The 21492-nt window shown below is 53.6% G+C and carries 20 protein-coding genes; 12 read left to right on the top strand and 8 right to left on the bottom strand.

Annotated features, from left to right (window positions below; genetic code table 11):
* Nucleotides 1-698 precede the first annotated feature (698 nt).
* On the top strand, nt 699-1697 hold the full coding sequence (locus AC3WQH_RS23400) for a copper amine oxidase N-terminal domain-containing protein (protein ID WP_025845797.1): 999 nt from the start codon (nt 699-701) through the stop codon (nt 1695-1697).
* 205 nt (nt 1698-1902) lie between these two features.
* Here the strand turns inward: AC3WQH_RS23400 and AC3WQH_RS23405 are convergent, their stop codons facing one another.
* A complete protein-coding gene (locus AC3WQH_RS23405) occupies nt 1903-2418 on the bottom strand; it encodes a GNAT family N-acetyltransferase (protein ID WP_005833279.1) in 516 nt (171 codons plus the stop codon).
* Nucleotides 2419-2593: 175 nt separating this feature from the next.
* Between AC3WQH_RS23405 and AC3WQH_RS23410 the strand changes: the two genes are divergently transcribed.
* The 6 genes from AC3WQH_RS23410 (at nt 2594) to AC3WQH_RS23435 (ending at nt 8728) form a co-directional block, all read left to right on the top strand.
* Nucleotides 2594-3685: a PAS domain-containing sensor histidine kinase gene (locus AC3WQH_RS23410; RefSeq protein WP_005833281.1), complete on the top strand. Its 1092-nt coding sequence runs from the start codon at nt 2594-2596 to the stop codon at nt 3683-3685.
* Nucleotides 3660-4316 (top strand): response regulator, encoded by a 657-nt coding sequence (locus tag AC3WQH_RS23415; RefSeq protein ID WP_005833283.1) that lies wholly within the window; start codon nt 3660-3662, stop codon nt 4314-4316. The genes AC3WQH_RS23410 and AC3WQH_RS23415 overlap by 26 nt, the downstream gene beginning before the upstream one ends.
* 160 nt (nt 4317-4476) lie before the next feature.
* Nucleotides 4477-6174, top strand: a complete 1698-nt coding sequence (locus AC3WQH_RS23420; protein ID WP_492332276.1) for a YcdB/YcdC domain-containing protein — start codon at nt 4477-4479, stop codon at nt 6172-6174.
* Nucleotides 6175-6379: 205 nt separating this feature from the next.
* A complete protein-coding gene (locus tag AC3WQH_RS23425; RefSeq protein ID WP_005833287.1) occupies nt 6380-6547 on the top strand; it encodes a cytochrome c oxidase subunit 2A in 168 nt (55 codons plus the stop codon).
* A gap of 24 nt (nt 6548-6571) precedes the next feature.
* Complete coding sequence (locus AC3WQH_RS23430; protein ID WP_005833289.1) at nt 6572-7039, top strand: cytochrome c oxidase subunit II; 468 nt, start codon at nt 6572-6574, stop codon at nt 7037-7039.
* Between the two features lie 15 nt (nt 7040-7054).
* Nucleotides 7055-8728, top strand: coding sequence for a b(o/a)3-type cytochrome-c oxidase subunit 1 (locus AC3WQH_RS23435; RefSeq protein ID WP_429787733.1), 1674 nt, complete (start codon nt 7055-7057; stop codon nt 8726-8728).
* 236 nt (nt 8729-8964) lie between these two features.
* On the opposite strand, the gene AC3WQH_RS23440 is transcribed toward AC3WQH_RS23435, so the two are convergent.
* A complete protein-coding gene (locus tag AC3WQH_RS23440) occupies nt 8965-9720 on the bottom strand; it encodes an SDR family NAD(P)-dependent oxidoreductase (protein ID WP_005833293.1) in 756 nt (251 codons plus the stop codon).
* Between the two features lie 161 nt (nt 9721-9881).
* Between AC3WQH_RS23440 and AC3WQH_RS23445 the strand changes: the two genes are divergently transcribed.
* Complete coding sequence (locus AC3WQH_RS23445) at nt 9882-10514, top strand: nitroreductase family protein (RefSeq protein ID WP_007782632.1); 633 nt, start codon at nt 9882-9884, stop codon at nt 10512-10514.
* Nucleotides 10515-10628: 114 nt separating this feature from the next.
* On the opposite strand, the gene AC3WQH_RS23450 is transcribed toward AC3WQH_RS23445, so the two are convergent.
* The 3 genes from AC3WQH_RS23450 to AC3WQH_RS23460 form a co-directional block, all read right to left on the bottom strand.
* Nucleotides 10629-12044 (bottom strand): sensor histidine kinase, encoded by a 1416-nt coding sequence (locus AC3WQH_RS23450; RefSeq protein WP_005833296.1) that lies wholly within the window; start codon nt 12042-12044, stop codon nt 10629-10631.
* Nucleotides 12031-12741 carry a response regulator transcription factor gene (locus tag AC3WQH_RS23455; RefSeq protein WP_007782640.1) on the bottom strand — a complete coding sequence of 237 codons (711 nt, stop codon included), beginning with the start codon at nt 12739-12741 and terminating at the stop codon, nt 12031-12033. The genes AC3WQH_RS23450 and AC3WQH_RS23455 overlap by 14 nt, the downstream gene beginning before the upstream one ends.
* A gap of 78 nt (nt 12742-12819) precedes the next feature.
* Nucleotides 12820-14181 carry an FG-GAP repeat domain-containing protein gene (locus AC3WQH_RS23460; protein WP_005833299.1) on the bottom strand — a complete coding sequence of 454 codons (1362 nt, stop codon included), beginning with the start codon at nt 14179-14181 and terminating at the stop codon, nt 12820-12822.
* A 223-nt stretch (nt 14182-14404) separates the two neighbouring features.
* Between AC3WQH_RS23460 and AC3WQH_RS23465 the strand changes: the two genes are divergently transcribed.
* On the top strand, nt 14405-15361 hold the full coding sequence (locus AC3WQH_RS23465) for a YybI family spore inner coat protein (protein WP_007782646.1): 957 nt from the start codon (nt 14405-14407) through the stop codon (nt 15359-15361).
* Nucleotides 15362-15672: 311 nt separating this feature from the next.
* Here the strand turns inward: AC3WQH_RS23465 and AC3WQH_RS23470 are convergent, their stop codons facing one another.
* The gene (locus tag AC3WQH_RS23470) at nt 15673-16434 is read right to left on the bottom strand and encodes a DUF3800 domain-containing protein (protein ID WP_005833303.1); all 762 of its coding nucleotides are present in this window, start codon (nt 16432-16434) and stop codon (nt 15673-15675) included.
* A gap of 194 nt (nt 16435-16628) precedes the next feature.
* On the opposite strand from AC3WQH_RS23470, the gene AC3WQH_RS23475 reads away from it, so the two are divergent.
* Together AC3WQH_RS23475 and rpmG are read left to right on the top strand one after the other, a co-directional pair.
* The gene (locus AC3WQH_RS23475; protein WP_025845781.1) at nt 16629-17837 is read left to right on the top strand and encodes a GTP-binding protein; all 1209 of its coding nucleotides are present in this window, start codon (nt 16629-16631) and stop codon (nt 17835-17837) included.
* A 21-nt stretch (nt 17838-17858) separates the two neighbouring features.
* Nucleotides 17859-18008: a 50S ribosomal protein L33 gene (gene rpmG, locus AC3WQH_RS23480; protein WP_005833307.1), complete on the top strand. Its 150-nt coding sequence runs from the start codon at nt 17859-17861 to the stop codon at nt 18006-18008.
* Nucleotides 18009-18193: 185 nt separating this feature from the next.
* Here the strand turns inward: rpmG and AC3WQH_RS23485 are convergent, their stop codons facing one another.
* A complete protein-coding gene (locus tag AC3WQH_RS23485; RefSeq protein ID WP_492332277.1) occupies nt 18194-19333 on the bottom strand; it encodes a glycerate kinase in 1140 nt (379 codons plus the stop codon).
* A 176-nt stretch (nt 19334-19509) separates the two neighbouring features.
* Nucleotides 19510-20676, bottom strand: coding sequence for a cation:proton antiporter (locus tag AC3WQH_RS23490; RefSeq protein ID WP_005833311.1), 1167 nt, complete (start codon nt 20674-20676; stop codon nt 19510-19512).
* Between the two features lie 239 nt (nt 20677-20915).
* Here AC3WQH_RS23490 and AC3WQH_RS23495 point away from each other — a divergent pair, with 239 nt between their 5' ends.
* Nucleotides 20916-21260: a cupin domain-containing protein gene (locus AC3WQH_RS23495; RefSeq protein WP_122953340.1), complete on the top strand. Its 345-nt coding sequence runs from the start codon at nt 20916-20918 to the stop codon at nt 21258-21260.
* Nucleotides 21261-21492 lie beyond the last annotated feature (232 nt).

Raw genomic sequence — 21492 nt, forward strand, 5'->3', positions numbered from 1 at the left:
TGATGACGTGTGCTCAAACTGTCAGGTGGGTAACTTTATGATGAGCAAAGTGGTCAACATTTTGGTGAGCGTTCACACGAAAAACTGCGATAGAGGGAGATCAAGCACGTTTTACGGTGAAGAGCTATAATAACACATAATTGCATAAAATAACCAACTTAGTTTATGTTTTGTAAAAAGCAATTATTTTGCTATTTTTATAAAAATATTGCTCGTCTAGTCTCCGACAGTGCATAAAATCCCCGGAAATTATAAGCTTGATTTTTTTTGTACGTGTTTTGTTGGCAAATATAAATGTAAAGCTAGTAAAACAATATCATGCTTCTTGTCACTATTACATTTTAATGTAATTGACTAGAGGGTAGTTACAAAATGGTAAAAATGGAAATTAAAGGTTATTTAATGCGGCTATCCTATTGAAAAATGAGTCGGGCCCATTGATGCGCAATTTGTTGAATCTCTTCACTTACAGGTTGTCTCATGAATGGGATCTAGGTTATCCTAATTTCCAAAATCTTATTATAATGACTGAGTTACTTCTTGTCCGTCTCTTTTCCAATCTATCCAAGAATCTAGCCTACACTTTCCCCAAGTGTAAAATCCTAACCGAAAAAATTTGCTGAAACGTATCCAAAACTCCTCCGTCCAATGAATAGAAACACGCAACAAGTGAAAAACAATCATTGGAGGAATACAACATGAAAACAATTCGTACAGGCATGATGACATTGGCGGCTTTGGCCGTGCTGGGAACGAACATCGTATCGGCTGCCTCCGAACCGGTAAAAGAACTGTCGGTCAATGTAAACGGAAGCGCGCTTGAGCAAGCCGCAATTTTTGATAAAGAACAACAAACCGTTTTGGTCCCGCTGCGCCCTGTAGCGGAATCCCTTGGGTACAAAGTAAGCTGGAACAACGAACAGCAGGCAGCCGAAGTGCAAAAAGGCGCGATTGCAAGCTACGCCAAGGTCGGAGAGGATCGCTACCCGTTTGCGAAAATGTACAAGACACTCGGAGCAAAACCGCTTCTCGTAAATGGCAGCACCTATGTTCCGGTCGCTTTCGTGGATGAAATCCTGCAAGCAGAAGTCCATGTGACAGACAGTGCGGTGACGGTTGTGGACGAAGAGGCAGAAAAAGCGCCAGTGCGTACGGGCACGATCACGGCAATCAACAAAAAAGACGATGGCAAAATCTCGATTGCCTTGAATGGATACGAGACGGGAATCATCCTGCACATCAGCGCGGAAACCAAAATGACTGACGCTTCCGGCAAAGAGCTGAAGCCGGAAGACTTGAAGCTGGGCATGGAAGTGGAAGCGACACACCAGCAAATGATGACGATGAGCATGCCGCCGCAGACAGGCGCGCTCAGCATCGTTGTCAAGAGCAGCCTGGAATCTGCGGAAGTCATCGGGACAACCGGAAAAGTAACGAGCATCGAGCCTGACCAGCAAGGCACCTACAAGATGGCAGTAGAGGGCCGCGGCCTGACAGCGACCTCTCCGGAAAAAGTAGCGCTGATTATCAACGACAAGACCAGCATCGTCAATGCCAAAGACAACAAGGCCCTCAAGCCGGAAGACCTGAAGGCTGGCATGAATGTGTTCGCGTTCTACGGGCCGAAACTGACGCGCAGCCTGCCGCCAATCGGTGTGGCGGAGAAAATCGTCGTGGAAATCACCGAAGCCGAATAAAACAGGTCAACCGGAAAACACCCAGGCTGACCTGCTAATAGAAAGGAACCGGGATGGCACTTGCTGTCCCGGTTTTTCTGTCAAAAATCAATCGCCCTGTGCGAATGCTCAAGAGCGGAACGGCAGCGACCGGGTCGCCTTTTTTGCTTCGGGGCAGGTCACAGGCTGCACAGCCCGGCAATGAGGCAATCCCGGCAGTTTTCGTTCAAAAAGCGTACGCCATGCAAATGACCCGGCCGAGTGTCGCATGCTCCCGTTCCTCGTAGGCCGTGAAGCCGTACTTTTCATAAAACGGAACGACCTTGCTGTTTTTGGCGAGGACGGCGAGGTGCAGGGACGTATAGCCATGTTCCCGGTACCATTGGATCAGGCAGTCGAGAAACTCTTTGGCGTAGCCTTTGCCTTGACAGTCGCTGTGCAGCATGATAAGCCCGAGCCAAGGTTGTTTGTCCCGCGGATTGCAGAGAATAAACTGTGCAATCCCGATGATGTTGCCGTTGGCAGATTCGCGCAGCGCCATGCTGTAGGAGTCCTCGAGGGCGAGGTTTTCCAGATGATCGGCCTCCACCTCCCGGACGGTGACGACGCGTTTCCCGAAGGCGCACTCCATATAATCGGGATTGGAGTTGTAGACGGCTAGCAACTCGGCAAAATCTGCGGAAGTGACAGGCGAAAAAAGCAGCCGCTTGCTGCATGAGACAAAAGCAGGAGAATGTGGCATACGAAGGCTCCTTTATTCATATTAAATAATAGTCTAATTAGATAATAATCTAATGTATAGTATTGTCAATGCCCTCAGCGCGCCAGCCCGCGCAGGTTAAGGGAATTCCCTGATACACAACCGCCCATGTAAACTCTACAATAGCATTTAGATGATTGTCTCAAAGGAGGAGCGCATGAGTACGTGGAGAGAAGATCTGGGGACATCCAATGAAGCCATATCCCTGATGCAGTCCATCTTTGCCAACGTCAGTGACGCCATCCTGGTGATTGACCATGAGGGCCGGATCGTCAGGGCCAACGCCGCGCTGGAGCAGATGACGGGTTGGACCGAAGACGAGCTGATCCGGGAAAAGCATATTTGCGAGCTTTGCTTGGGGATGGCAACCTGTATGGAGGAGACGAGCTGTACGGACTGTTTTTTCAAACGCGTACAAATGCCGTCCTTTGAAATGAAGCTCCGTACAAAAGACGGGCGTGATTATCCCGTAGCGGCCAGCTCTGCCCGCTTGCCTGAAGAATCAGGCGGCAAGCTGGTGATGATTTTGCGCGACATGTCGGCTCAGCAGCGTGCGGAAAAAGAGCGTTACCAGCACAAGCTGACCCACTTTGCCATTCAGGCTCAGGAAGAGGAACGCAAGCGTATTGCCCGCGAGCTGCACGACGGTATCGGGCAGGCGCTTTACAGTATTTTGGTTGGACTGAATGTGGTCAGGCAAGGCAATCCGGGCGAAGCGGTCATGCAGCATGTAACAGAGCTGGTGAACATGACATCCAGGGCGATGGAGGAAGTCAAACGCATGGCGCTGGAGCTGCGCCCGTCCGCTCTCGATGACCTCGGTCTGTTGCCCGCCTTGCGCTCGTTGATGAAGCGTGTGGAAAAGACGTTTCACATCCAGGTCGAGCTGCACGTGCAGGGAGAGAAGCGACGGTACTCGGCCCCGATGGAAACCGCGCTGTACCGGATCGTTCAGGAGGCCATGACCAATACGGCGAAGTACGCGCAGGCGAGCCAGCTCGGGATCATGTTCGAGAATCGCGAAAAAGAAGTAGTTGTAACGATAGTGGACGACGGTATCGGCTTTGAGGTGGAGAAGACGTTGAATTTCGGCAAAGGGCTTGGCGTGTTCGGCATGAAGGAACGGGCGCAACTGCTCGGAGGTACGGTCGATATTCGCTCGGCGCCCCAAGAGGGGACGACTGTCATCGTCCGTATTCCGTTGCCAGAGGAGGGGATTTTGGATGACGATTCGCGTCTTGATCGCTGACGATCATGCGATTGTACGGTCCGGGTTGGGCATGCTAATCAACGCCCAGGAGGACATGGAGGTCGTCGGCTATGCGGCTGATGGCAAGGAAGCTTGCGAAAAAGCCCTGGAAATTCGCCCGGACGTGGTGCTGATGGATTTGAGCATGCCGCCGGGGGAGAACGGCCTGACCGCGACCGCAAGACTGAAGGAAGCGGCGCCGGACATTCAGGTGCTCGTCCTGACCATGCACGACGACGAAGAATACTTGTTCCGCGTACTGCAGGCCGGAGCTGCCGGATATATTTTGAAAAGCGCTCCCGATCTCGATCTGATCGCCGCGATCCGCTCGGTGAACAACGGCATGGCCTATTTGTATCCGTCAGCGACCAAATCGCTGATCGAGGAATTTTTGCAGATGGTCAAAAACGGCGAGGAGCAGGCCAAGTACGAGATTTTGACTGATCGTGAAAAAGAAGTGCTCGTGCTGATCGCCAAAGGCTTCAGCAACAAGGAAATCGCGGAGCAGCTCACCGTTTCTGTGAAGACCGTCGAGTCGCACAAGGCGCACATCATGGAAAAGCTGCATTTGCGCACGCGTCCCGATCTGGTGCGGTATGCCATCAAAAAAGGCTGGCTTGATTTTGAATAAAGGTCCAATGCTCACGCTTCAACACGCCCTTGCCGCTGTGCCAGGGCGTGTTTTTTTATTGCGGCAGAGATTGGAAGATTATGTAACCTGACGGCTGGTTTGTCCGTCTATTGGGTGAACGTGTAAAAAATACCCAAAACAGGTTATCAGGAGGATCGAGATGAAGAGGATCAACCAGTCTGTCATGACGGCCGTCGCGGCTTGCTTGCTGGCTGCCACGCCGATCTGGACAATGCCGCCGCAGGCAGAAGCAGCAGGCAGCGCGCAGGAGCAACTGCCGCAACAAAAGGAGTTTTCCCAGGAAGTGCAAAACACGCTGGACAAGCTGAAGGAAGCCATTCCGGAAATAAAGGCGCTACGCCTGGAAAGAAAGTCCGTAGGCAAGCCGAGCTTCCGGAACTATCCACATCAGGTCTGGACTGTGCTGCTGACGGATCGGCCGGAAACAGGAGCAGAGAAAAGCCGCCTTGCCTACGCAACGGCCAGAATCGAGCTGGATGCCCAGACGGGGCGACTGCTTTACCTGGATGTGAAAAATCCGGCCTGGGCGTCTGCTGACTACCCGGACGAAAAGCTGGCGCGCGAAAAGGCCGATGCGTTTCTCGCCAGCATGCTCGGCAAGGATGCCAGCCAATTCAAGCAGTCAAAAGCGCTAAGCAGAGGAAAAGCAGGGATAGGCGACGGCAAAGGCGCCATGATCGAATGGGTAAACTCTACCGTCTACTACCAGACGCTAATCAATCAGATTGCGCTCGATGGCAACGCGCTCTCGGTTTCTATCGACCACGCCGGGCATGTCATCCGCTTTGACGCGTACAATCAAATCCGGCCTGACGAGGTAAAATGGCCCGACCCGCAAAAAGCGATCTCCCTGGAAAAAGCAAAGCAAATTTATCAGGATAAGTTGAAAATGGAGCTGGAATACGTAGCCGAGCAGCCGACTTCCTACTCCGCGCCTGGCAGGGCAGAGGAGAAGAAGCCGATGCTTGTTTATCAGCCATACGGTGTGTACAGAATCGACGCCCTCACCGGAGAGGTGCTGGACGAGCCAGACCAGCAGGCCAAGGAGAGCGTTCAGGTAAAAGGAGAAGGGAAGACCATCAAAATCGCTTCGCAAAAAGAGGCCGAGCAATGGCTGAAGTCGCAGTTTGGCATTGACGTTGCAGGCGCTACTTTTGAATACGACGATCACAAGGACAATCTGCGGGAAGGACTGCAGGCGATTGAGTCGTACCACTGGATGGACTTCACGGAAAAGGCCAATCAGGCTTTTGAAACCATTACGCTTACGACTGATGCTGCCAGCGACCGCCTGATCGACTTTCATCTGTACCTGCCGGAAAGACAGGAGCAAAAGCAAAAAATCAGCGTCGACGAAGCGCGGAAAAAAGCGATTGCCGCGCTGCAGCCATACCTCGATCCGGCTGTTTCCGAGCTGACGCTGTTTACGTTCAGACATGATGAAGCAATCCCGGACTGGGTGGACAAAAGCAAGCTGGAAAAAAGGAACGAGCCGCGTGAGTATTACTTCAATTTTCAGGGGAAACGCAACGGAATCCCCGTGTCGGATGAATTTTACCGGGTTGGCATCGATCAGGTGACAGGCGCGGTTACAGGGCTGAGTTTCCCCCCGATCCACCCTGACATCGCCTTGCCTGCTGCCACGAAGCTGGTCAGCGCCCAGGAAGCCAAAGAAACGTATCAAAAGGAAGTCGAGCTGGAGCTGGTGTATTACTGGGAACAGTACGAAGATCAGCGCGCACCTGAGCCGAAACTGGTCTATCAGCGAAAACGGGAGGACAGCTACCGCTTCGTCGACGCCACTACTGGAAAATTGATCGAAATCAAATACCGGTAAGCCTCTCCAAAACCGTTAAAGCCGATCTGCTCTTGCAGAAATCGGCTTTTTTTGTCGAACCTGTGACACAAACCGGGCAGAATCAGGAGTTTCCCTGACCATTTTAGGGGATTTCCCCGAATTACTTCCAACTGGTCCCAGGGGTAGAATGAAGGCGTGAAAGATATGATGCGCCTGCGCGGCACACAGAAAGGAGAACAGTGCGATGGAGACGCAAATCGACAAATTGAAACAAGGCAAAAAATCAAAAGAAAAAAAGACACAGCCAGAGCAAGAGGAACTGAAGGGAACGTTTGCCGCTGTGCTAATTGTGGGAGGCATCATTCTCGTCGGTTGGCTGGGTGTATTCGGGCTTTTCCTGGACCGGGCGTAATAGAGGAAGAGAAGGAGGATACTTATGCATTTGCACCGTTATGAAAAAATATGGCTGATGCTTGGTGCGGGCGGACTGGCGCTGTTTGTCCTGTTGCTGTGCGTCAATGCGTTTGCGATGGGGATGGCCCCGCCAAGCAGTATGGAAATGATCGACCCCGAACAGGTGATGGAAACCCCTCCTTTTGACAAACCGGGGCTGAAGCAGGTAGGGGACAAGGAGTACGACGCTTACATGACGGCGTTTGCCTTCGGCTTCTCGCCGACGAAGATGGAGGTCGCGGCAGGCTCGACGATCAACTTCCACGTCACCAGTCCGGACGTCATTCACGGATTCCAGATTCCTGAAACGAACGTCAACTTCATGGTTTTGCCGGGACATATCAGCTCGGCCAGCTATACGTTTGACAAGCCAGGCGAGTACTTGATTCTTTGCAACGAATACTGTGGCGCCGGCCATCAGGTGATGGCGACCACGATTATTGTGAAATAGAGGTAGGTGAACCCTATGGTAATCGCACGAAAAATAGACGATTCGATTCCCCACGTTCCGATACAGCGTTCGGCGGCTAAACTTAGTCTGTCGTATGTGTGGGTGGCGTATATCGCCTTCGGGCTGGCTGCATTGGCAGGTATGCTTCAGGGAATGGTGCGCGGCGGTATCATAGAACTGCCAAGCTGGACGAACTACTATCAAATCTTGACAGCTCACGGCGTATTGATGGCACTCATTTTTACCACGTTTTTCATCGTCGGCTTTATTTTCTCCGGGGTAGCTCGCACGACAGGCGGTTCCTTGCATGGAGCAGCGCTGAAATTCGGCTGGGCAGGCTGGATTCTCATGGTGACAGGCACCTCGATGGCTGTCGTCACGATTTTGATGAATGAAGCTTCGGTCTTGTACACCTTCTACGCTCCGCTGAAAGCATCGCCGTATTTTTACATCGGCTCGGCCTTGCTCGTAGTGGGCAGTTGGCTGGCGGGCCTCGGGGTTTTTGCCAGCTACCGCAAATGGAGACGGGAAAATCCGGGGAAAAACTCTCCGCTGTTCGTCTTCATGGCGGTCACGACTTACATCATGTGGATTATCGCGACCCTTCCGGTAGCGGTCGAGGTGCTGTTCCAGCTCATTCCGTGGTCGCTCGGACTGGTGCCGACAATCAACATCATGCTCAGCCGCACGCTGTTCTGGTTTTTCGGTCACCCGCTCGTTTATTTCTGGCTGATGCCCGCTTACATGGCCTGGTACGTATGTGTTCCGCGCATTATCGGCGGCCATGTGTTCAGTGATTCGCTCAGTCGCCTCGCTTTTATCTGTCTCTTGCTGTTCTCCATTCCGGTTGGGTTCCACCACCAGTTGATGGAGCCGGGAATTTCCGCCGGATGGAAAATGATTCACGTCACGCTGACGCTGATCGTGGTCATTCCGTCGCTGATGACGGCGTTCTCGATGTTTGCAGTCTTTGAAACGACAGGTCGCAAAAAAGGCGGCAGCGGTCTGTTCGGCTGGTTCAAGAAACTGCCTTGGACAGACGTTCGCTTCTTCGCCCCGTTTGTGGGAATGCTGTTCTTCATTCCGGGCGGTGCGGGCGGAATCATCAACGCAAGTAACCAGCTCAACGCCGTGGTGCACAATACGATTTGGGTAACAGGGCACTTCCACATTACAGTCGGCGCCGCAGTTGCGCTCACCTTCTTCGGGGTCAGCTTCTGGCTGGTGCCGGCCTTGACAGGGCGCAAGCTGACCAAGACGGCAAACCGCATGGGGATGGTGCAAACCGTCTTCTGGGCAGTAGGGATGTTCCTGATGTCGCTCGCCATGCATACGATGGGGCTGCAAGGGGCGCCGCGCCGCACGGACTATACGACGTACATGGACCATCCGACTGCGCTCGGCTGGATGGATTACCAACGCGTCATGGCGTTTGGCGGAGGGCTGCTGTTTGTATCGGCGGTTCTGCTGATTCTCATCCTGCTGTACCTGACATTCTACGCACCAAAAGGAAACACCGAGTATCCGATTGCCGAAACCGAGACTACCCAGGAAGTTCCGCGCATTTTGGAGCGTTGGCCTGTATGGGTCGGACTGGTCGCCTTCCTGATTATTTTGGCTTACGGCTATCCGATCATGGAGCAAATTCAGCATCAGGCGCCAGGCTCGCCTCCATTCCGAACCTGGTAACATAAGCAAACGAGGAAAAGAAAGAGCCACTGCCCATTTGTCATGCATGGGGGAGTGGCTCTTTCGCATTACCAGTATCCAAGAGCGGCCAATTCGGTGAAGGCGAGAATCAGATAGCCAATCGCCAGCAGCCAGAGAGCGAGCAACCTGAGATCTTCCTCTTCAAAAGACATGGAACTCCTCCTTTATCTCTCGTTACCCACAAAGTATTCAGGAGGAGAGGCATTGGTTTAGCTTTATGGCTCGTAAATCATTTTGCGGGTCATCCCGCCGTCCACGACCAGCTCGGTTCCGGTGATAAAGTCGTTTTCTTTTTGCGTCAAAAAGAGGCAGGCGCGGGCGATGTCGTCGGGCGTGCCGACGCGGCCTGCGGGATGCTGCGCATGATCGAGCGGGCGCAGTGCCGTGTAATCGCCGTTTTCAATCCAGCCTGGCGAGATGGCGTTCACGCGAATCCCGTCGGGGCCAAGCGATACGCCCAAAGCGTGAGTGAGCGCCAAAATGCCTCCTTTTGATGCTGCATACGCCTCTGAGTGCGGTTCAGACATGTGGGCTCTGGTCGAGGCCAGGTTGACGATGGCGCCGCCGCCGTTTCGTCGCATGATCTTCGCCGCTTCCCGCGAAGCGAGGAAGACGCTGCGCAGGTTCGTGTTCAAAATCCGGTCCCACGCTTCGACGGTCAGGTCGTAGGGGGATTCCCAGACCGACAAGCCGGCGTTGTTGATGAGCACGTCGAGTCGTCCCCAGCGGGCGTCAACGGTTTGCATCAGATTCTCGATTTGCTCGGACTCGCTCACATCCGTTTGGACAAAAGCGGCCGAGCCTGCGATTGCTTCTGCTCCGTTTATTTTCTGGACAGCAGTTTCGCCAGCCTCGGAATTGCGCTCGGCGATGACGACGTGAGCGCCGTGCGCAGCGTACATGGTGGCGACGGCAAGTCCGATGCCCTGCCCGCCGCCTGTGACGATGACAATGTTATCCGTGTATTTCAAGCAAAACTCCTCCAAACAATAAAGTATGTATCAGCGTGCCCTTGTCCTTCTCCCGTCAAACTGCAATCGGGAAGAAAAAGGGATTGAATAACGTTTGTAACTATATTAAAGTAAGTTATATATTTGGAACAGGCAATGGACACATGGAGGGGAGAAAACTCATGACTACGGAACTGAAAATGACGGCTGAACAAGTGATGGAAGCACGCCACAGCGTGCGCAAATACGATCCGAACGTAACGATTCCACAAGGAGAGCTGAACGAGATTTTGCGTCTCGCGGCAAGCGCTCCGTCTTCCTGGAATCTGCAACATTGGCGTTTTCTCGTCGTTACGGATCCAGCGATCAAGGAAAAACTTTTGCCGATCGCTTACGGTCAGCAGCAAGTCGTGGATGCGTATGCCACCATCATCATACTCGGAGATTTGGAGGCGTACAAGTCGGCGCGCCCGGTTTATGACGCTGCCCTCGAAAAAGGATACGTCACCGAGCAAGTGCGTGACAACATGATCGCGCAAATCGAAGGAGCTTACAAAAACAATCCGGAGATCGCCCGCGACGAAGCCATCCGCAACTCTTCCTACGCGGCGATGCAACTGATGCTGGCGGCAAAAGCCAAAGGCTACGACACATGCCCAATGGGCGGATACGATCGCGATGCGCTCATCAAAGAGCTGAACATCCCGTCCCGCTACATCCCGACATTGATGCTGACGCTCGGCAAAGCAAGCGTTCAAGCTTATCCGACAGCCCGCTTTGGACTGGATGAGCTGGTGATTACGAACAAATTTTAATCGTAAACGCGTGAAAAAGGAAACCCGCTTGGTCAGGGTTTCCTTTTTGCTGTGTGCCGACAAATCAGTCAGGGCGCTTGCTTGTCGTTTCAAGGGCGATTTACGACAGCACGGCTAGCTTGCCGGAAAATTTTCCTCAGGGCCAAGGGCGAGAGGCAGTTCTACCATGATCGAAGTGCCATGTCCTTGCTTGCTATTGACCAAAAAGCCTCCTTTGTGCAACTGAATGATCTCTTTGCAGATCGCGAGCCCGAGTCCGCTGCCAGACAGCTTGGAGCGTCCTTTGAAAAATTTTTCCGTGACGTGCGGCAAGTCATTCGGGTGAATCCCTTCTCCGCTGTCCGCGACGGTGACCGTCAGCCTTCCCTCCGAGGCTGTCGCTGTCACGGAAATCGTACCGCCCTTTGGCGTGAATTTGAAGGCGTTGTCCAGCAGGTTGACGAACACTTGCTTCAGCCTGTTGCGGTCGCCCATGACGATCAGGGGAGCGGACGGGAGCGCCAGTTGAAAATCAATCTGCTTTTCCTGGGCGCGGATGGCGAACTGGACGTGCATGTCGTCGAGAATTTCGCGCAAATCGAGCAGCTCGCGGGACAGCTTCATTTCGCCGGACTGGAACTTCGAAAAGTCGAGCAGCTCTTCCACGAGGCCGATGAGGCGGTCGGTTTCCTTGGAGATGACTTCCAGCCCGAGCATTGTTTCCTCCGGCTCCTCCAGGCCGCCGGAGAGGAGCGTTTCTCCCCAACCCTTGATCGAGGTCAGCGGCGTGCGCAGTTCGTGGGAGACGGAGGAGATGAAGTCGTTTTTCAGCTTTTCGTTTTTGCCGATCTCTGCTGCCATGTAGTTGAACGTATCGGCGAGCGTCCCGACCTCGTCGTCGTAGCGCTTCGGAGCGCGGGCGGTGAAGTTGCCCTCTGCCATTTGCTTCGCGGCATTCGTCAGGTCCTCGATGGGGTCGACGATCCGTTTGGCCATGAGCAGACTGAGGGCAAAAGCCAGCAGGACGACGCCAGCCCCGACGCCCAGCCCGTACAAGGCGATGCGATTGACCGCCTGATAAAGAGGCTCTGCCGAGATCGTGTAGCGGAGGACGCCGACGTATTCAGACCCGAAGGTGAGGGGATTGGACACGGCAATGACCCGCTCACGCGACTGGGGCGTTCGGCCTACGAACAGTCCTTTTTGCCCCCTGATCGCTTCCATGACGTCCGAGGTTTGGACAAGCTCTCCCGTCTGGAAGCCGTACGAGTTGAGAATGACCTTGCCGTTTAGGTCGAGCACCTCGATTTTGGCGTATTCCTGGCTCGATACGTTTTCCAAAATATAGCGGGCCTTGTCTTTTAAGCGATAGCCGGTTGCGTACTTGTTAATAAAATTGGTGAAGGTCGTGCTGCGCGTCTCCAACGCTTCGGTAGCAGTTCCGAAGTAGTACGTATGGACCGCCCAGTAAAACAGTCCCTCCAACAGAAGCACGATCAACAGCAAGATCATGCCGAAGTAAAAGACGAGCCTGCTTCTAATTCCTTTCATCAGGAGCGTCCTTCCGCCAAAGGTATCCGTACCCCCAGACCGTTTCCAGGAAGGCCGGGTGGGCAGGATCGTCTTCGATTTTTTGGCGAATCCTGCGGATGTTCACATCCACGATTTTCAAGTCCCCGACGAAAAACTGTCCCCAGACGTTCGTCAAAATTTCGTCGCGACTGATCGCTTTGTTGGCATTTTCGGCCAGCAGCTTGATAATGGCAAACTCCTTCGGGGTCAGGACAATTTCCTGATCCTTTTTCGTCAGCTTCCGCTCATCGAGCAGCAGGGTGAAGGGAGCGATATCAATCGTATTTTTGTCCTCCACAAGAGCGGGGAGGGGAGCCAGCCTGCGGTGCAATGCCTTTACGCGGGCCAACAGCTCAGCCGGACTGAACGGCTTCGACACGTAATCGTCGGCCCCGAACTCCAGCCCCATCACTTTGTCCAGCTCCTGGCTCTTGGCAGTAAGCATGATGATCCCGAGGCGCGGGTATTTTTTGCGCAGTTGTCCGCACACTTCAAAGCCGTCGATGCCGGGCAGCATCACATCGAGAATCGCGATTTCGATATCGCTTTGCGCTTGCGCGATTTCCAGCGCTTCTTCGCCTGTCGCCGCCTCAATGACCTCGCAGCCTTCGCGCCGCAGATTGATGCGCACAAAATCGCGAATTGATTTTTCGTCTTCAAGCAATAAAACCTTCATAAACAAATCCCCTTGGTCTGATTTCGACTTTTTTCGCTCGCAGGCGGATCGGTACAAGGAAAACAGCATTGGCCTTTATCACGAAATGGATAAAGGCTTGTAAAGCTGGCGTATCTCGTCTGCTGTGAGCTGCATAGAGCGGTACTCCTGCATGGCAGACTTGCCGAGGCTTGGTGTCGTTTGCGGAAGGATCGCGATCAGGACCTGTTTTCCTTCTTCCTTCAAAAGAACGTAGGGCACTTGCTTTTGTTTGAGGCCGTTCTCGAATTTGTTCCATTCGGTTTGCGGAACGGTTTGGAGCGTCAAAAGCTCGGCTTTATTTTTCCCGTTTTCCCCGTAGTAGAAAAAGCGGATGATGTGCGAATTGGCGTTGGGACTGGCGGCAATCGTGAATTTTCCGCTCCATTTTTCCGGTATTCTCAGATCGAGTCCCAGGTCATAGTTTTGGTAATGATCCTCTACATGCTTCAGCCCGGTCTTGCCGTCCCATTGAAAATAGGAGGAGATCCAGGGAATTTCGACCATGGCCAGCTCTTCTGTGCCGGGCGGCTGTGTTCTGGTGCCGATCTCGATAATGCCGTCCCCGTTAATATCCTCACTGTACAAAGGGTAGGGCTTGAAGGTCAAATCCATTTCGCCCTCGACTTTGACCAACGGGTTGTGCAAGGTGCCATTTTCCCAGAGGAGCATGTCGGTGGCGGCCGAGTGCGCCCCTACCCCGGCTTCGATGAACAGGGCATTTTGCGTAGGGGACGCTTTTCCGATAAGCGCTTGCTCGTATCCGTTCACATAGCCGTCCAGCGCGATCTCGGTCAGCTTGGCGATTTGGCCGTCTTTGGCCCCAAACAGCTCGGCTTTGGAGGTGAAATTGCTGTGGTCGTGCAGGACCAGGGCCAGTTCGGTCTGTTCGTCCCCGGTCAAGTCGCCCACCGCCATGACGGAGTAGGGCTGTTTCATCAGCTCCGCGGTTTTGTCGTCGGTAATCGAGTACACGGACAGCTCTCTGTTCAGACCGTCGCCGCCGCCCAGGCCAATCAGCATTTCGGGAATCTGGTCGCCGTTGAGATCGTGAAACGAGACGTAGTCCAGCTCATTGCCAATCCCGGTAAAGGAGGTCAGCTTTTGCCAGTTTCCTTGCTTTTGCGAAAGCACCAGCACGCCGATTTCGTAATCCGTTTTCTCCGACTTGTAAAAAGCGACGACCTCAGGGGTTCCATCGCCGTTCAGGTCTTGAAGAGAGACGGCGCTCGCCTCTGCGGGGTGGAGCGGCACAGCCAACTGTGAGCCCGCAGGCAAAAATTGCATGACAGCCTGATTGATCGATTTTTGATCGCCGTCAGCAGAGGGGGCGCGCATCAGTTCGTTAGGGGTATCTGCCAGGCCGCAACCGCTCACGAGAGAAGCGCAGATCGCGGCAGACAAAAGCCAAGCCTTTTTCATTTGTGATTGTTCCTTTCTGCAGCAGCTTCCGTTTGACTCTATTGTAGCCTGCCTTTTCGGCGAAGTTGTTGCAAATCGGTAAAAATGGCGAGAAAACTTAGGAATTATTTACTAGCAACATTTGACCTGTCCATCTCGTTTAGAGAGAAGAGAGGGAAGGAAAGACACGGGTGTAACAATCTGGAAAGAAATAGCATGCCCAATTACATAGGAGGAGAATATCATGAAACTTTGGCAAAGAACGATGGCAACAATCGTATGTAGCGGCGCTATTCTCATGACATCAGGACTGGGGGCCTCTCCGGTTCATGCGAATGCCCTTCCGTCACAGTCACAAACGTATGCTCCAGTTGTCCTGCTGCAACCGCAGCACAACATTCCGTTTTCCGTTCAGTTTACCGACGGGTTTCAAGCGAAAGTAACGAATTTGCGCACAAAAGCAGTCAGCACGTTTGATTTGTCTGCCAATAAAACAACGTACCTGAATCAAGGGATTTATCAGGCCAACGGCAAGCTGCAAAAGCCGACGGACGGCTACGTGCAAAAGCTCGTGGAGCTGGTGCCATTTCGCGACGCCAAAGGCAATCTGCGCTGGATGGGCAAGCAAAATATTTGGGGAGTAAACAATCAGGACCATATTGCCGTGGCAACCAGCGTGTGGAATATCGTGGACCAAAAGCCGCAGTTGCTCGGGGTAACAGTGGAAAAAACCGATGTCGACAACTTGCCTTCGCCGGATGTTTCGATCAATAGCGGGTTCAGCATGAAAAGCGACAGTACATTTGTGCTGGATACGAAATACGCAGATGTGACAGGCGACGGTATCAAAGACCACATCTTTTTGGTAGGCGACAAGATGGGCATGTCGATGAACCAGACGGCCGAGAATTTGCGCGTTGTGGTTCGCGAAGGGAAAGACAACCAACAGACGTTCATTTCGGTGGGCACGCGCGACAAAGGTTTGCTGCCGAAGCTGCACGTGACTGACAGCAACAACGACCAGGTCAAAGATATTTTGGTCACGATGCCGACCGCCACAGGCAATGTGTACAGCCAGATTACATGGAAAATGAATCGTCCGACCCCGGTAGTGAGCCAGGACCAGTTGAACAACCGCAACCTGTATCAGCCGGTCATCGGCGCGTATGGGGAAGCGGTGGCGATGAAGCGGGTGAAGTAGCGTAAGGATCGACACAAGTGAAGCGAAGGCTTCGCTAAAAAGATGGGCGAAGCCTTTTTTTCTCCGTTATGCTTGACAACTTCCTTTCGTAAACGTACAATTATAGATGTGGATTTGCTCGCGCGTTGTGTACGACTAAATCCACATGAAAATTAAGGCATTCTGTACGTAGCTCATGCATTGACCTATGAACAGAATGTCTTAATTTATTCTGACATATCGTCCGGTGATTTTGGATAGGGTAGGAATAGGTCGCACGTTGTGTACGACCGACAAGAGGAGTTCGCACGTTGTGTGCGTCCTCCTCTTTTTTATTTGTATTCCCAGATGATGAGCTTGGAGTCCAGATGTCGCGCATACACATCGAGGATGGCGGCCTGGTGTCGTTTTCGCGGAGGGAAGCCGTAACGATGCCGGAAATGAACAGAGGTGATGAAGTTAATCATATCAGCCAGTTGGATCAGGTTTCCATTATGATCGTGCGACAGCTTTACCTGAAGGTCGGGATACACCCTGCGATTGACCGGATTTCGCAGCGCGTCACGAAAATGGTTGAGCTCGCTCGGCTTGCCGTCGTCACAAATGACAAACGCATACGAGTCAGCACGGCTCAGCTCGTTGGAAAGGCAGCGAACAAGTTCCGTATACGCATGGATATGCATACGGTTATGGTTGGTTTCACGTGTCTGGGTCTGGTAAAGCTGTTTGTTGACTAGAGCAGCCACTACCTTTACTTCTGAAGCCTTCACTAAAGACAACAACTCTTCCACCACTTTGAAGCGTTGGCGATCCGATAAGTTATAGTAGAAATTTTCACCGTCAATAAACGCCTTTCCGTGGATTTCAAACTTTTTAAAAAAGTCGATATGTGGAAACTGCTCAGCGGGTATGCCGTGAATGGTGGCCTTTATATCTTTTTCCAGATTGTCTTTGATTTTCTGGACCTCATGATGCAAATGCACCTGGTAATGGATGGGGACCAGGATGCCCGCGTAGCAGAGAACGGGTTGATTTCTCATATCATTGAAGCCGTTGTTTCCTGATTCATCTGTGTAAAATCCGTATAAAGTCACATCTGCTCCTACTTTCCATTGCGACATAAATTGATTATAGCAAACGAAGAAATAAGAGCGGGGGTGGGGTTATTTCATCATTACTGTGTTTAAACGTAATGATTACGATTTGTCTTGACAAGCGAAAGAGCATTGCGTTAGCATGTTTATTAAATCGTAATAATTACGTTTTGTAGCGCAAAGGAGATCAGCTTATGACCGATAAAAGAATCCCGGTAACCGTCCTGAGCGGCTATCTGGGGGCAGGAAAAACAACATTGCTCAATCACGTCTTGAACAATCGGGAAGGCATGCGCGTCGCCGTCATCGTCAACGACCTCAGCGAAGTGAATGTGGATGGCACATTGGTAGCGCAAGGAGGGGGCGTTTCCCGCGTAGACGAGAAGGTCGTGGAAATGTCGAACGGCTGCATCTGCTGTACGCTGCGCGAGGATTTGCTGACAGAAGTGGAGCGGCTGGCGCGCGAAGGACGGTATGACTACATACTGATCGAATCGACGGGGATCGGCGAGCCTGTTCCTGTCGCCCAGACCTTTACGTATGTCGACGAGGAAAACGGCATCAACCTGTCTGCCTTGACCCGGCTGGACACGATGGTGACGGTCGTAGATGTGTACCGTTTCTGGCATGACTTTTCCTCGGGAGAAAGTCTTCTGGACAGGGATCAGGCAGTGGGGGAGGACGATACTCGGGAAGTGGTCGACCTGTTGATCGATCAGATCGAGTTTTGCGACGTCCTCATTTTGAATAAATGCGACCGGGTAGACCCGGAAGAGCTGGAGCAACTGGAGGCAGTGCTGCGCAAATTGCAGCCAAAGGCCCGCTTTATTCGGGCGGTGCGTGGACAGGTGGACCCGCATGAGATTTTGAATACGGGACTGTTTGATTTTGAAACGGCCAGCCAGTCGGCAGGATGGATCGCCGAGCTGCAAAAAGAAGAGCATACGCCAGAGACGGACGAGTACGGCATTTCTTCCTTCGTCTATCGTGCGCGCAGGCCGTTTCACCCCGAGCGGTTTGGCGAGTGGCTGTCGGCCTGGCCGGAGGATGTCGTGCGGGCCAAAGGCTTTTTCTGGCTGGCGACGCGCAACGATCTGGCTATGACGCTCAGCCAGGCAGGGCCTTCGATCGAGGTCGGTACGGCAGGCTTTTGGGCGGCTGCGCTGCCTGCCGAGGAAAGGCAAGCGCTGTTGGCGGAAGAACCAGATTTGCAGCGCGCCTGGGACCCGGAGCACGGGGACAGGATGACAGAGCTTGTGTTCATCGGCATCGGCCTGGACCGGGAAGCGGTGACAGAGCAGTTGGATGCTTGTCTCTTGACGGATGAGGAGTACCGTTCGGACTGGGCCAAGCTGCCTGACCCGCTACCCACTTCCAGCACCGTCGTAGAGATGCAAGTGTAAGACAAAAAGGAGGAAATCGACATGCGCGTCAACATTACGCTGCAATGCACCGAAACAGGAGATCGCAACTACATCACGACCAAAAACAAGCGAACCAATCCGGAGCGGCTGGAGCTGAAAAAGTATTCGCCCCGCCTGAAGCGCCATACATTGCATCGGGAAACGAAGTAGACGACGAAAAGCTCTCCCTTGGCAGCATGTTGCTGTGGGAGAGCTTTTTTGGCGGGGAAGGGCAGGCAAGTGGGGCAATGGAACGGCAGTCGAGTTGGCAGTGGAGCCACAACCAAGCCGACTGTGCAGCCGCAACCGAACTAACTCCGAAAGCCAACCAACCACCTGCCCCCACGCCCCAGTCCTCATGAACCGCTCCGACTAGCCCAAATCCGCATAACCTGCTCAGCCGCCTGCTCCAGAAGCGCCGCGCTGTCCCGCATGGACTCATCCAGCGTCATCGGCCGATTGGCGATGCTGACGACGGCGGTGACGCCTTTTTCATACAACGCTTCGATCCCTTCGCCGATGGAACCCGCCAGCACGATGACGGGGATGCCGAATTGCTGCGCGAGCTGGGCTACGCCGCACGGAGTTTTTCCTCGGGCGGTTTGCGCGTCCACCTGGCCTTCTCCGGTGATGACGAGATCGGCGCCCTGCATGGCGCAAGCGAGGCGGGTTGTCTCCATGACAATCTGAATCCCCGCCCGCAGCTCGCCGCCGAGAAAGGCGAGAAGCGCCCCTGCCACACCGCCCGCAGCGCCTGTTCCCGGCAGATCGTGAATGGCGATTCCCCGGCTTTTCTCCATCACGTCTGCAAAATGGCGCAAATGCTCGTCCAGCGCGAGCGCCATTTCCGGGGTGGCCCCTTTTTGCGGGCCGAATACGTGGGAAGCGCCGTTTGGACCGACAAACGGGTTGGTGACGTCGCAGGCGATGACAAACTGACATTCAGCGAGCCGCTTGTCTTTTTGGCTGCAATCAATGCGGCTCAGGCGGGAAAGCTCTCCCCCGCCAAAGGGCAAGAGCTGATCGGCCTGGTCGAGCAGCCTGTAGCCCAAAGCTTGCAGCATGCCCGCGCCGCCATCGTTCGTAGCGCTGCCGCCGAGGCCGAGAATAAAGCGGCGGCAGCCCAGGTCGAGGCCAGCTACGATCAGTTGCCCGAAGCCGTAGGTAGTGGTGCGAAGCGGGTTGCGCTCCGCTTTGGAGATGAGATACAGGCCGGAAGAGGCAGCCAGCTCGATCACGCAGGTAACGCCGTCGCCGAGAATGCCGAACTCGGCGGCAACAGGTCGGCCGAGCGGGTCTTTGACGGTGGCCGTCATGATTTTCCCATCAGTCGCGTCGACAAGGCATTGCAGCGTACCTTCTCCGCCGTCTGCCATCGGTTTGGCGACGATATCGGCGTGCGGATCGGCGCGACGTATGCCTGCGCGAATCGCTTCGCTGACTTGCTTGGCAGTGAGGCTTCCTTTGAAAGAGTCCGGCGCTACGACGACTTTCATGCCGGGCACCCTCCTTTGCATGGTCTGATCCTTTTTGACAGCAGCGAAAAAAAGCTCCTGCGTGTTCGGGAACCATTTTTCTCCATCATAAACCGAAACGGCACAGATTGCGAAGGATGTCCAAATGAAAAAGGCTGCTCCAACGTCATCTGACGTGGAACAGCCCGGCTTGTCGCCTATGCGTTCTTTTTCATCAAAAGTTGCTCTTCCTGCGTGTTTTTGTCCGCGAACAGCCATTTCATCATCGGCGGGGTGACAATCGTCGTCACCAGAACCACGACAATCAGGACGGCAAACATGTCGTCAGACAGCAGGTTGTTTTCCAAACCAATCGCCGCGATAATCAGCGCCACTTCGCCACGCGATATCATGGCAGCGCCGATGGCGAGCGAATTTTTCCAAGGGAAGCCGGTGAGTTTTGCGCCGATGGCACCGCCGACCAGCTTGGAAACAATGGCGATCACGCTCAACATCGCAATCAGCCACAGATTTTCCACGATCCCGGAAAATTGGGCGGTGACGCCGATCGAGGTGAAGAAGACGGGCACAAAGACGGCGTAGCTGATCGTTTCTACCTTGTGGGTGATTTCTTGCTTGTAGCCGGTGAGGCTGATCGCGACACCCGCAATATAGGAGCCGATAATGGCGGCAACGCCCGTGTACTCGGCAAAGTAAGCGAACAGGAAGCAAATAATCAGGGCTGCGGAGATCACGGACTCGCTGACTTGCAGCGGCGCGAATTTACGCAACACCCACGGGACGACTTTCCAGGACAGCAAGATCACGATTGCGAAAAACGCGAGCTTTTTCGCAATGACCAGGCCGAGGTTCACATCGCCGCCAGCGAAGCTCATCAAAAACGCCAGCGCCAAAATGACGAGCACGTCGTCAATGACGGCAGCCCCCATGATAGTTGCGCCCTCTCTCGATTTTAGCTTGCCCAACTCTTTCAGCGTCTGTACAGAGATGCTTACGCTGGTGGCCGAGAGCAACAGTCCCAAAAAGAGAGCCTCAAACAAAGAAAGCCCCATCGTAATCCCGGCGACGTAGCCGAGTGCCAAAGGCGCGATGATGCCGGCCACGCCAACGCTGGTGGAGGACTTCGCGGTGCGCTTGAACTCGTCGATATCGGTTTCCAGTCCGGCGATGAACATGAGCAGGATGACGCCGATCTGGCTGATTTCTTTCAAAATTTCCGTGTCGGTCACCAGCCCGAGCACGGTTGGGCCGAGCACGATCCCGATCAGCAGTTTCCCCAAAACGGACGGCTGTCCGAGGCGCACGCTGATGTCTCCGGCGATTTTGGAGGCGATCAGGATGACAGCCAGTTGAAAAATAAGCATGCGGTTTCCCCCTTTAATCTGTGTGTAAGATGCAAAAAGAGCCCGTAATCACGGGGTTTTCTTTTTGTCGGCTGAAAAAAGACAAAAAGAACCCTATGATGACAGGCTCCTCCATTAACAAAGCGAATATTCATTTGCGTTATGATGACATTTTAACATAGCGCCCGTAAAAAGTAAAGAAACGCTTGCGGGCTGGTCGTGTGCATGTCATGATGAGAAGCAAAAACAGGAGGCGAGCGATGGTGAAAATCAGCAAGCATAATGCGGAGCACTACATATGGGGCGACCACTGCGACGGCTGGCATCTGGTCAAGGGGACGGAGCTGAGCGTCATTTTTGAGCGGATGCCGGGAGAAACGGCTGAGGTGCGCCACTACCACGAGCGCTCCCGCCAATTTTTCTTTGTGCTCTCTGGACAGGCTGTTCTGGAGGTGGAGGGCGTTCGCCACGAGATCGGCCCGCAGGAAGGAGTAGAAGTGCCGCCGGGAGCACGGCATCAGATGAAAAACGAGAGCGGCGAAGACGTGGAGTTTCTCGTCATTTCGCAACCGACCACGCGGGGAGATCGCATCCAGGTGGAGTAGCCGGTTTGGCGAGGGCGAGGCAGCAGCGAGCGGGGAAAGGGCAGGAAAAGCACTAGCGAGCGCATGAAAAGGAAAAGACTCCTCTCCTGCCTCAGCCTACCTGCTCTTCGCCCCTTTATGCCAAAACAAAAAGCCTGACTGTCATCAGAAACAGATGGTATTATCCCCTCATGGTAGACAGTGAAAAAAGACCTCATGGTATGATGAGATCAACACTGTTGACCGGAGGGGA

The sequence above is a fragment of the Brevibacillus sp. FW301-21C12A genome (assembly GCF_058788915.1).

Coding starts and splice junctions, on each gene's coding strand:
- AC3WQH_RS23400 (WP_025845797.1), top strand. CDS start 699: ATGAAAACAATTCGTACAGGCATGATGACATTGGCGGCTTTGGCCGTG.
- AC3WQH_RS23405 (WP_005833279.1), bottom strand. CDS start 2,418: ATGCCACATTCTCCTGCTTTTGTCTCATGCAGCAAGCGGCTGCTTTTT.
- AC3WQH_RS23410 (WP_005833281.1), top strand. CDS start 2,594: ATGAGTACGTGGAGAGAAGATCTGGGGACATCCAATGAAGCCATATCC.
- AC3WQH_RS23415 (WP_005833283.1), top strand. CDS start 3,660: ATGACGATTCGCGTCTTGATCGCTGACGATCATGCGATTGTACGGTCC.
- AC3WQH_RS23420 (WP_492332276.1), top strand. CDS start 4,477: ATGAAGAGGATCAACCAGTCTGTCATGACGGCCGTCGCGGCTTGCTTG.
- AC3WQH_RS23425 (WP_005833287.1), top strand. CDS start 6,380: ATGGAGACGCAAATCGACAAATTGAAACAAGGCAAAAAATCAAAAGAA.
- AC3WQH_RS23430 (WP_005833289.1), top strand. CDS start 6,572: ATGCATTTGCACCGTTATGAAAAAATATGGCTGATGCTTGGTGCGGGC.
- AC3WQH_RS23435 (WP_429787733.1), top strand. CDS start 7,055: ATGGTAATCGCACGAAAAATAGACGATTCGATTCCCCACGTTCCGATA.
- AC3WQH_RS23445 (WP_007782632.1), top strand. CDS start 9,882: ATGACTACGGAACTGAAAATGACGGCTGAACAAGTGATGGAAGCACGC.
- AC3WQH_RS23450 (WP_005833296.1), bottom strand. CDS start 12,044: ATGAAAGGAATTAGAAGCAGGCTCGTCTTTTACTTCGGCATGATCTTG.
- AC3WQH_RS23455 (WP_007782640.1), bottom strand. CDS start 12,741: ATGAAGGTTTTATTGCTTGAAGACGAAAAATCAATTCGCGATTTTGTG.
- AC3WQH_RS23460 (WP_005833299.1), bottom strand. CDS start 14,181: ATGAAAAAGGCTTGGCTTTTGTCTGCCGCGATCTGCGCTTCTCTCGTG.
- AC3WQH_RS23465 (WP_007782646.1), top strand. CDS start 14,405: ATGAAACTTTGGCAAAGAACGATGGCAACAATCGTATGTAGCGGCGCT.
- AC3WQH_RS23475 (WP_025845781.1), top strand. CDS start 16,629: ATGACCGATAAAAGAATCCCGGTAACCGTCCTGAGCGGCTATCTGGGG.
- rpmG (WP_005833307.1), top strand. CDS start 17,859: ATGCGCGTCAACATTACGCTGCAATGCACCGAAACAGGAGATCGCAAC.
- AC3WQH_RS23485 (WP_492332277.1), bottom strand. CDS start 19,333: ATGAAAGTCGTCGTAGCGCCGGACTCTTTCAAAGGAAGCCTCACTGCC.
- AC3WQH_RS23490 (WP_005833311.1), bottom strand. CDS start 20,676: ATGCTTATTTTTCAACTGGCTGTCATCCTGATCGCCTCCAAAATCGCC.
- AC3WQH_RS23495 (WP_122953340.1), top strand. CDS start 20,916: ATGGTGAAAATCAGCAAGCATAATGCGGAGCACTACATATGGGGCGAC.